The sequence below is a fragment of the Streptomyces sp. SID13726 genome (assembly GCF_010548375.1).
Classification (GTDB): domain Bacteria; phylum Actinomycetota; class Actinomycetes; order Streptomycetales; family Streptomycetaceae; genus Streptomyces.
The window spans coordinates 1-381 of sequence record NZ_JAAGLY010000899.1 but is presented as its reverse complement, the minus strand read 5'-3'; the positions used below and the strand labels follow the sequence as shown (position 1 = coordinate 381).

The window sequence follows — 381 nt, the reverse complement described above, 5'->3', positions numbered from 1 at the left end:
TCGGCTCGATCTCGTCCGGGATGCCGGCCTGGTGGAGGCCGATGACACCGGACACGTCCTCGCCGGTGCGCATGCAGAGGATGGACGTCGTCCGCGCGTCGCTGATCGGGATCTTGTTGCACGGGAAGATCGGCACGCCCCGCCAGGTCGTCATCCGGGTGCCGGCGACGTCGACCGTCTCGGGGACCAGCCCGCGCTTGTTGCACTCGCGGCCGAAGGCGGCGATGGCCTTGGGGTGCTCGAGGAAGAACTTGGAGCCGCGCCGCATGCTGAGCAGCTGGTCCATGTCGTCGGGGCCGGGGGCGCCGTCGTGCGGCTGGATGCGCTGGTCGTAGTCGGCGTTGTGGAGCAGGCCGAACTCGCGGTTGTTGAGCATCTCGT

The 381-nt window shown here is 69.0% G+C and carries 1 pseudogene; it reads right to left on the bottom strand.

Annotated elements, in window-relative coordinates:
* Positions 1-381 (bottom strand): annotated as a pseudogene (locus tag G3I78_RS50885) (Crp/Fnr family transcriptional regulator); the annotation flags it as partial.